The sequence below is a fragment of the Micromonospora sp. NPDC048986 genome, assembly GCF_040649335.1.
GTDB lineage: Bacteria > Actinomycetota > Actinomycetes > Mycobacteriales > Micromonosporaceae > Micromonospora > Micromonospora alfalfae.
This window is the reverse complement of sequence record NZ_JBEZFJ010000029.1, coordinates 1-9312: the sequence shown is the minus strand read 5'-3', so window position 1 is coordinate 9312 and position 9312 is coordinate 1. Positions and strand designations below refer to the sequence as shown.

Annotated in this window: 9 protein-coding genes; 5 read left to right on the top strand and 4 right to left on the bottom strand. The window is 70.0% G+C overall.

Going from position 1 to position 9312, the window contains the following annotated elements; translation table 11 throughout:
- Positions 1 to 281 precede the first annotated feature (281 nt).
- The gene (locus tag AB0B94_RS33170; RefSeq protein WP_357289889.1) at positions 282 to 842 is read right to left on the bottom strand and encodes a hypothetical protein; all 561 of its coding nucleotides are present in this window, start codon (positions 840 to 842) and stop codon (positions 282 to 284) included.
- Between the two features lie 769 nt (positions 843 to 1611).
- Here AB0B94_RS33170 and AB0B94_RS33165 point away from each other — a divergent pair.
- Positions 1612 to 1953: a hypothetical protein gene (locus AB0B94_RS33165; RefSeq protein WP_357289887.1), complete on the top strand. Its 342-nt coding sequence runs from the start codon at positions 1612 to 1614 to the stop codon at positions 1951 to 1953.
- The gene (locus tag AB0B94_RS33160) at positions 1950 to 2609 is read left to right on the top strand and encodes a nucleotidyl transferase AbiEii/AbiGii toxin family protein (RefSeq protein WP_357289885.1); all 660 of its coding nucleotides are present in this window, start codon (positions 1950 to 1952) and stop codon (positions 2607 to 2609) included. Before AB0B94_RS33165 ends, AB0B94_RS33160 begins: the two co-directional genes overlap by 4 nt.
- Before the next feature lie 168 nt (positions 2610 to 2777).
- Here the strand turns inward: AB0B94_RS33160 and AB0B94_RS33155 are convergent, their stop codons facing one another.
- Positions 2778 to 3680, bottom strand: coding sequence for an SDR family oxidoreductase (locus AB0B94_RS33155; RefSeq protein WP_357289883.1), 903 nt, complete (start codon positions 3678 to 3680; stop codon positions 2778 to 2780).
- Between the two features lie 187 nt (positions 3681 to 3867).
- Between AB0B94_RS33155 and AB0B94_RS33150 the strand changes: the two genes are divergently transcribed.
- Positions 3868 to 5658, top strand: coding sequence for a 5'-nucleotidase C-terminal domain-containing protein (locus tag AB0B94_RS33150; RefSeq protein WP_357289881.1), 1791 nt, complete (start codon positions 3868 to 3870; stop codon positions 5656 to 5658).
- 57 nt (positions 5659 to 5715) lie between these two features.
- On the opposite strand, the gene AB0B94_RS33145 is transcribed toward AB0B94_RS33150, so the two are convergent.
- Together AB0B94_RS33145 and AB0B94_RS33140 are read right to left on the bottom strand one after the other, a co-directional pair.
- Positions 5716 to 5889, bottom strand: coding sequence for a hypothetical protein (locus AB0B94_RS33145; RefSeq protein ID WP_357289879.1), 174 nt, complete (start codon positions 5887 to 5889; stop codon positions 5716 to 5718).
- Positions 5890 to 5973: 84 nt separating this feature from the next.
- Positions 5974 to 7134 (bottom strand): geranylgeranyl reductase family protein, encoded by a 1161-nt coding sequence (locus tag AB0B94_RS33140; protein ID WP_357289877.1) that lies wholly within the window; start codon positions 7132 to 7134, stop codon positions 5974 to 5976.
- Between the two features lie 148 nt (positions 7135 to 7282).
- Between AB0B94_RS33140 and AB0B94_RS33135 the strand changes: the two genes are divergently transcribed.
- Positions 7283 to 7519: a hypothetical protein gene (locus AB0B94_RS33135; protein ID WP_030491902.1), complete on the top strand. Its 237-nt coding sequence runs from the start codon at positions 7283 to 7285 to the stop codon at positions 7517 to 7519.
- Between the two features lie 85 nt (positions 7520 to 7604).
- Positions 7605 to 9044 (top strand): MFS transporter, encoded by a 1440-nt coding sequence (locus tag AB0B94_RS33130; RefSeq protein WP_357289875.1) that lies wholly within the window; start codon positions 7605 to 7607, stop codon positions 9042 to 9044.
- Positions 9045 to 9312 lie beyond the last annotated feature (268 nt).

The following is a 9312-nucleotide window of genomic DNA, read 5'->3' as shown; positions in this document are numbered from 1 at the left end:
CGAACGGTATTCCGCGAGGGCGATATTAGGTGAGGCCCGGGGACACTGAGTCACACCGACACTGTCCACAACCAGCCCGCCCCCCGCGTTGTTCCCCGCAAGCCGCCGAACCGTCCCGCGTCACCTCGCTGCACCGCCGGTCGCCTCACGACCACGACACCCGCTCCCGGCGGCGAAACCAGCGAGCATCTGCCTGCCGCACGGAAACGGAAATGCCGCTGGCCGGCACCCGGGGTTGCGGGTGCCGGCCAGCGGTCGGTGTCGTGCGGTGGTGCTGGTGGTCAGCTGTTCCAGTGCTGGCCGACCAGGTCGGCGGCCTGCTGCTCCCACTGGGCGTACGCGTCCGGGTAGGCCGACACCTGCACGGTCTGCGCGGCGTCGGTCAGGGCCATGTCCTGCCACCCGTCGACCTGCTTCAAACCCTTGAGGAACGCCGTCGTCGCGTACTCCGGGTCAGTGATCTGCTCCGGGGTGCCCCAACCCGAGCTCGGGCGCTGCTGGAACAAACCCAACGAGTCGTGATCGTTCATATCGCCCAGATGGCCCAGGTTCTCCAGCTTCGACTCCTGCAGGCTCGTCGCGATCGAGATCACCGCGGCCCGCTCCGGCAGACCGGCCTTCTTCGTCGCGGCGATGATCGCCTTCACATTCGCGGTCTGCTCGTCGTTGAGGCTGATGTGCGACTGCTCGCCCTGCGGCTTCGGCGCCGCGGACTGCACGGCCACGGCGGTGGGCTTGGCGTCCACCGGGTTGGCGTGGGCGGCGATCGGGCCGGCGAACACACCACCGGCGAACGCGAGACCAGCAACAGACAGCATGCTCTTACGGAAGATCGTGTTCATGAGGGGTAGCTCCTTCGGGGGTAGAACACCCCAACCACCAAGGGGGACGGCGGCAGGGTGCGAGCACCTCGTCCGGCGCTGCACATACAAAGGGGGAAAAGTCTGGGGTGACGCTGTCGGCGACCTGGCGAGCGAGGGCTCGTGGCGCCGGGACCCTGTGTAACGACCCGGGGGCCGGGGTCATTCCGGGGTCGGCCCACCTGCTGGCACCCTCATCGTGGCGATGCCAGGTGGTCGGTCGTGGGGACTGCAACGACCCGGGGGCCGGGGTCATTCCGGGATCGGCCCGCCCGTCGGCACCCTCATCGAGGCGGTGCCAGGTGGTCGTTCGCGGGGACCGTAACGACCGGGTGGAGGCTGGCATTCCAGCCCGCGCGACCAGCCCTGTGGGTCGGGCGGCGGGTCGGTGGTGCTGCGATCGTCAGGGTATGTAACGACCCCGCCCCGGCCACGATTCCAGCCCACGAGTGCACCCGGCCACACCCCACAAACACCCACTAAACGACAAACCACCCATCCAACGCTGCGTCCAAGGCATCGAATCGCCCCCCACCCCGCGTGATCCACTCGGGTTCACGGAAGTCGGGGCATCCCGGACGCCGGGACGCCCCGACTTCAAGGAACCCGTGTCGATCACGAACCGACCGAGCGCGCCACTGCGCGCAAACCGGACGAACTTGGAGGTGATGAGGGTCAGGCCAGCCGCCTGGAGCAGCGCGCTGGGATCGACCTGAGCGACACCGGCTCTGGTGGGCGTTACCCTGACACCATGCAGGCCGTCTCCCCCACCGCGACCGGCGTGGCCTTTCTGGCCCGCCCGGGTCGCCCCGCCGTGGTGGCGCGGACGCTCGCGGAGCTGGCCGGCCCTACCGGAGGTGTGGTGGAGCTGCCGGTACGGCTGATGTGGAACGCCGAGCGCACCTTCGATCTCGGAGACCCGGACCAGTTGCTCTGGATGTACGAGAACGTGCTTCGCGAGACCACTCGGGCCGAGGATCTGCGCGCCCTGATCAACGGACGGACGCTGCGTCGGGTGTGGCGACTGCTCAACCTGCCTCGGGGCGTACGCCAGGCGTGGGAGAGCCGGCACCGCGGCCTGCGCGCGGCGTGATCGAACCTCATCTGCACGAGTTCTACCGGGAGGTGGCCCGGGTGGCGCTGGCCGCCGCCGGGCCGTACCGGTTCGTTCTGGGTGGTGGGGTGGCCTGGGCGGCGCACGGGCTGGTCGCCCGACCGACGGAGGACGTCGACCTCTTCGCTGACGTGGAGGGTGCCGCGGCGGCGGCGTCCGCCGGGGTACGGGTGGCCTTGGAGCGGGCCGGGTTCATCGTCAGTGACGCCGACCCGGACAGTGATCTGGCCGAGTTGTTCGACGGGTACGAGCAGGACATGAAGGACTTCGTGGTGAGCCGCGACGGACGGCAGATCCGGCTCAGCCTCGCCCGGTTGGACCGCCAGCAGAGTCCGGTGGTGATGGACCTCGGCCCGGTGATGGACGTTCGTGACCTGGTGGCGAACAAGATCGCGGCGTTGGTCAACCGGCGGGAGGTTCGCGACTTCATCGACGTGGCAGCGGCCCTCGACCACTACGACGTGACCGAGCTGTTGGTCCTGGCACGGCAGGTCGACCCCGCGCTGGACGCGGACGACGTGCGCGCCGCCGGCCGTTACCTGGACCGGCTCTCCGACCAGCGCTTCGGCCGGTACGGCCTGGGCGCCGCCGACGTCGCCGAGATCCGGCAACGCTTCGCCGCCTGGCCACGCTGACCACCGAGCCACACGAACAGGCCAGACCAAGAAGAACCACGCGAGGAAGAACCGCGCTAGGAAGAACCGCGCGAGGAAGGACCGCGCGAAGAAGGCCACAGCGACAAGCCGCGCGCATACGGCGGATCGTCGGGGGGCGCCCCGAGCGGACGCCCACCCGACGGCGGGTCACTTGGTCGGTCGACCGCCCGTGACCCCCAGGATCTCGCCCGTCACGTAGCTGGACTCCTGCGAGGCGAAGAAGACGTACGCGGGCGCCAGCTCAGCCGGCTGCCCGGGACGCCCCTCCGGGGTGTCGGTGCCGAACTGCTTCACCTTCTCCTCCGGCATGGTGGACGGAATCAGCGGCGTCCACACCGGGCCGGGTGCGACAGCGTTGACCCGGATGCCCTGCTCGGCCAGGTCGGCGGCGAGGGCCTTGGTGAAGTTGGCGATCCCCGCCTTGGTGGTGGCGTAGTCCAGCAACTGCGGCGACGGGTCGAACGCCTGGATCGACGACGTGTTGATGATCGCCGACCCCTCTGCCAGGTGCGGAATGGCGGCCTTGCAGAGCCAGAACATCGCGTACAGGTTGGTCTTGAACACCCGGTCGAGCTGCTCGGTGCTGATGCCGAGGATCCCCTTGTCCTGCGACATCTGGTACGCCGCGTTGTTGACCAGGATGTCGAGGCCGCCCAGGTCGCGTACCGCCCGGTCGACCAGTTCCTGGCAGTGCGCCTCGTCGGTGATGTCACCGCGTACCGCGACGCCTCGCCGGCCGGCGGCCTCGACCAGCCGGATGGTCTCCCGGGCGTCGGCGTCCTCCTCCTCACCGAGGTAGGAGATGAGCACGTCCGCGCCCTCCCGGGCAAAGGCGATCGCGACCGCCCGGCCGATCCCCGAGTCACCGCCGGTGATCAGCGCCCGCTTGCCGTCGAGCTTGCCGCTGCCCCGGTACGACTCCTCCCCGTGGTCCGGCCTCGGGGTCATCTCCCCGGTCGAGCCGGGCGCTGACTGCTGCTGTGCGGGTTGGCCGGACTGCTGCCCGTACTGGCTGGTCGGGTCCTGCTGGGTGTGCTGATCCTCGCTCACTGAAAACTCTCCTTGCTGGGCGCGGGAAGCGGCGCTCTCCCACGAATGCCGTCCCTGACCGCCCTACCCCGCGTCGGCCTGCGGAAACCGCCGCAACGATCGGGGCTGCCGTGGCGGTGGTGCCGGGTGCTGGTTATGGTGCGCAAGGCGCTCACGAGGCGCGTCCACCCCCATGGAAAGGCACGTCATGACCTCTCCCTCCGGCCCGTCGCGCCGCCAGGTGCTCGTTGCCGCGGCAGCAGCGGCGACGACCCCGCTGATCGCCGCCGCGCCCGCGCAGGCGGCCGGCCCGGCCCGGCCGCGCACCTGGGACCTCACCCTCCTGGGCACGTCGGACACGCACGGCAACGTCTACAACTGGGACTACTACCGCGACGCCGAGTACGACGACAGCAAGCAGAACGACATCGGCGTCGCGAAGCTGGCGACTCTGATCAACCAGATCCGTCGGGAACGGCGCGGCAAGGCGACGCTGGTGCTCGACGCCGGCGACACGATCCAGGGCACGCCCCTCGCGACGTACTACGCCAAGCAGGAGCCGATCACCGCCACCGGGGAGAAGCACCCGATGGCACGGGCCATGAACGTCATCGACTACGACGCGGTGACCCTGGGCAACCACGAGTTCAACTACGGCCTGCCGTTGCTGGACCTGTGGATCCGTCAGCTCGGCTTCCCGGCGCTCGCCGCGAACGCCGTCAACGCGAAGACCGGCAAGCCGGCCTTCCTGCCGTACGTCATCAAGAAGGTCTCCCTCGGTTTCGCCGCGCCGACCCTGCGGGTCGGCATCCTGGGGTTGACCAACCCCGGTGTGGCCATCTGGGACAAGGGCAACGTCGACGGCAAGCTGCGCTTCGACGACATGATCGCGACCGCCGCGAAGTGGGTGCCGATCATGCGGGCCCGCGGCGCGGACCTCGTGCTGATCTCGGCGCACGGCGGTGACAGCGGCACCTCCAGCTACGGCCCGGAGCTGCCGAACGAGAACCCGGTGGCGCTGATCGCCGAGCAGGTGCCCGGGATCGACGCGATCCTCTTCGGTCACGCGCACAACGAGGTCGTCGAGCGGTTCGTCACCAACGAGCGCACCGGCACGCAGGTGCTGCTCTCCGAGCCGTCGAAGTGGGGCCAGCGGCTCACCCGGATGGACTTCACCCTCACCCGTGAGCGTGGCCGGTGGACGATCACCAAGAAGGCCGCCACCATGCTGAACACCAACACTGTGGTCGAGGACCCGAAGGTGCTCGCCGCCGTGCGGGCCCAGCACCAGAAGACAGTGGCGTACGTCAACCAGGTCGTCGCGACGTCCACTGTGGAGTTGTCGGCGGCGGAGTCGCGGTACAAGGACACGCCGATCCTGGACTTCATCAACCACGTGCAGACCGAGGTGGTCGGCGCGGCGCTGGCCGGTACGGCATACGCGGACCTGCCGGTACTGTCGATAGCGGCGCCGTTCAGCCGGACCGCCGTCTTCCCGGCCGGCGACGTGAAGATCCGCGACGTGGCCGGCCTGTACGTGTACGACAACACCCTCGAGGCGGTAGTGCTCAGCGGTGCCGAGGTGCGCGCGTACCTGGAGTACTCGGCGAAGTACTTCCGTACGTTCGCGCCGGGCGCCCCGGTCGACCCGGAGCAGATCAGCGACCCGGCGGTGCCGGACTACAACTACGACGTCTTCTCCGGCCTGGACTACGACATCGACATCTCCAAGCCGGTCGGGCAGCGGATCACCCGCCTGGTGCTGGCCGGCACCGATACCCCGGTGGCGGAGAACGCCCAGTTCGTGGTGGCGGTGAACAACTACCGACGCAGCGGCGGCGGCAACTTCCCCGGCATCGTGAAGACCCAGGTCTACAACGCGCAGCAGGAGATCCGTCAGCTGCTCATCGACTGGGCGCAGGCCAGGGGGACGATCGACCCGGCCGACTTCTTCCAGCCGAACTGGCGTCTGGTACGCGAGGGCGTGCCCGTCTTCTGAGGGCAGCGCATCACGAACGGGCCGTGGGTGGCGACACCCGCGGCCCGTCGCGCGTTCTCAGCCCTGCACGTTCCAGCGGATCGGGTCCTCAGACTCCTCCGGCCGGTCGCGCCCGGGATCGGTCTCGGTCAGGGCCACCCGCTCGTCGGGACGGACGGCGGGCGGCAACTCCCCGAACCGCACGTGGCGCAGAAACGCGTACTCGTCGTCGGTGAACGGCTGCTCGGGCATCAGCGCCTCCTCCTGCTCCGCTGTGATTGTCTGCCGTTCACGGCGGTCGGCACCAGTAGCCGGGCACACACCCTGTAAGGCGTCCTAGGATCCTGGGTGAGTGGTGGTGGCCTGGCGCGATGATTGGGACACCCGGTCGAGCACCGCGAGGGCCGCCCGGATCGGGCGGCGGCGCAGCATCTCGTCGAAGCTCGCCCGCCCCTGGCAGAACTGCACGAACATCCGCCAGCCCGGCGGAGTCGCCAACAGGGCGTGGAACACGTCCGGGCGACGGGTGAACACGTCGAGCAGCCGGAACCCCGCCCGCATCTCCGGCAGCAGACGCTCAGCCACCGCCCGCTCATACCCGGCCAGATCACCGCCAGCGACCGCAGCCCCGGCCAACTCGCCGGAGCGCAACGCGAAGCTGATGCCCTCCCGGCTCCACGGCTCCAGCAACCCCGCCGCATCCCCCACGACCAGCACCCGGCCGTTGCGCAACGGTGAATCCTCCGCCCGACAACGGGTCAGGTGACCGGAGTCGTGCTCCGCCGGCAACCCGGCCAGACCCAACCGGTCGACGAACCGCCGCAGGTAGTCGCGGGTCCCCTCCCCCGCCCCCCGCCCGGCGATCACACCGACGGTCAGCCGGTCACCCTTGGGAAAGACCCAGGCGTACGAACCCGGCATGGCACCCCAGTCCAACAGCAGCCGGCCCCGCCACCGCTGCTGCTCGACGGGCGGCACCGGAATCTCCAACTCCAGACCCAGATCCACCTGCCGGTACCGGACCCCGACGTGCCGGCCGGTCACCCCGGACGAGCCGTCCGCCCCGATCACGGCACGAGCCGCGATCGTCGTACCGTCGGCCAGCCGCAGGCGTACCCCCTCGAGGTCCTGCTCGATCGCGCGGACCGCGACCCGCTCCCGCAGCTGCGCGCCCGCGGCCACCGCCGCCGCGCGCAGCCGGTCGTCGAACTCCTCGCGGCGCACCATCGTCACCACCGGACTGCCGTTGCGGCGGGTGAACTCCCGACGGCCGTCGCGGGTGAACGTCACCCGATCCACCCGGTCGTGCGCGGGCACCTCGATCCGATCCTGGACGGCCGCCAGCGAGGTGCCGATCAGGCCACCACCGCAGGTCTTGTACCGCGGGTGCACGGCTCGCTCGACGACAAGTGTGGAGACGCCAGCACGGGCAGCGGCGTGCGCCGCGGACAGCCCCGCGGGGCCAGCGCCGACGACGACGAGATCCCAAACGATCACGGAAGCAGCCTAGGGCACCTCCCCGGCCCGACCGCCGGACCCGCCCGCCGCCGTGACCGCCCGATCGGGTGTGCATCTTCGGGCACCGAGGGGGTAACCGGCGCACGGCAACCGCCACCGCAGTGGCGGACGAGCACAAGGAGGAACCATGCAGCAGGTGCAACTGTCGGAGGCCGAGCAACGGGTGTACCAGGCGGTCACCACCCTTGAGGCACGCGGGCAGGTGCCCTACCCGGACCTCATCGCCGAGGAATCCGGGCTCACCGAGGAACAGGTGGGCAGCCCCCTGCACCTGCTCACCGAGAAGGGCCTGCTGCACCGCGAGGACTCACCGATGGCAGGCCTCGACTTCGGTCCCCGGTTCTGCGCCCGCCAGATGGCGTGACCCGCGGAACCAACCGGCACGGTTCGCCCCCCGAAGACCCGGGTAGCGGTCAACCATGCATGACCGAGGGTCGACGGGGGGCGCGATGAGCGCGGCGCAGACGCCGCAGCCGGTGACAGCGGCCGAGAACCGACGACGCTGGCAGGCAGTCGGCGTCGGACTCGTCGCCGCCTTCATGACGCTGCTCGACGTGAGCATCGTCAACGTGGCCGTTCCCTCCATCGACCGGGCGCTGCACGCGTCACCGAGCGACCTGCAGTGGATCCTCTCCGGGTACGCGCTCACCTTCGGCCTGGCGCTGGTCCCCGCCGGCCGCTTCGGCGACGCCCGCGGTCGACGCAACGCGTTCGTCTTCGGCATCGCGCTGTTCACCATCACCAGCGCGCTCGCCGGCCTCGCCACCTCCCCGACCTGGCTGGTCATCGCCCGACTACTCCAAGGCGCCGCCGCCGGCATCGTCAACCCCCAGGTCATCGGGCTGATCCAACAACTGTTCCGCGGGCCCGAACGCGCCCGCCCGTTCGGGCTGCTCGGCGCCACCATCGGCATCTCCACCGCCGTCGGACCGCTGCTCGGCGGGCTACTCATCGCCGTCGGCGGCGACGAACACGGCTGGCGCTGGGTCTTCTTCGTCAACGTGCCGGTCGGCGTCCTCGCGGTGATCCTCGGCTGGCGGCTGCTACCCGGCCGCCCCACCGGTCAACCCGGCTGGCGTCGACTCGACCCGTTCGGCGTCCTTCTCCTCGGCGTCGGTGTGGTCCTGATCCTGCTGCCACTGGTGCAGGAACAGCAGTGGCGGACCCCCTGGAAGTGGGCGCTCATCCCGGCCGGCCTGGCCGTGCTGGTCGCCTTCGGGCTCTGGGAACGACGGTACGCACGCCAGCACCAGCCCCTGTTCGACCTCCGGCTGTTCAGCTTCCAGTCGTACACGCTGGGCTCGATCCTCGCGCTCGTCTACTTCGGCGGCTTCACCGCGATCTTCTTCATCTTCACCCTGTTCCTGCAGATGGGGCTCGGCTACAGCGCCCTCGTCGCCGGCCTGGCCATCACCCCCTTCGCCCTGGGCTCGGCGGCCGCCGCCGTACTCGGTGGCCGCATCGTCAACCGCTTCGGCCGACCACTCGTGGCCATCGGACTGCTCACCGTCGTAGTCGGACTGGCAGCCACTGTTATCGCACTGCGGCTCTTCCCGGACGCCCCAGCGCCCTGGGTCACCGCCGGCCCCCTGCTGGTCGCCGGCATCGGCAGCGGACTGGTGATCGCCCCCAACCAGACGATCACCCTCTCCGAGGTGCCTGTCGATCAGGCGGGCAGCGGCGCCGGCATGCTCCAGACCGGCCAGCGGATCGGCGCCGCCGCCGGCATCGCCGCCGTCGGCTCGCTGTTCTTCTCCAGGCTGGCCGACAGCCACGGCGACTGGACCAACGCCTTCGAACAGTCCCTCATGCTCGCCAGCGGCATCATCGCGCTCGCATTGATCGCCGCGCTGATCGATATCTGGCGCACCCACAACCACAAAAACTGACCGGGGTACGCCGCTGGCCGACACCACGGATCTGGGTGCCGGCCAGCGGTCGGTGTCGTGCGGTGCCTGTGCCGTGCTGTCGTCCTCGCCCTGCTGTCGTCTTCGCCCTGCCATGGTGCTGGTGTGCGTGTTCCGCGGGTGGTGCGGGTCAGTTGTTCCAGTGCTGGCCGACGAGGTCGGTGGCCTGCTGCTCCCACTGGGCGTAGGCGTCCGGGTAGGCCGACACCTGCACGGTCTGCGCGGCGTCGGTCAGGGGCATGTCCTGCCA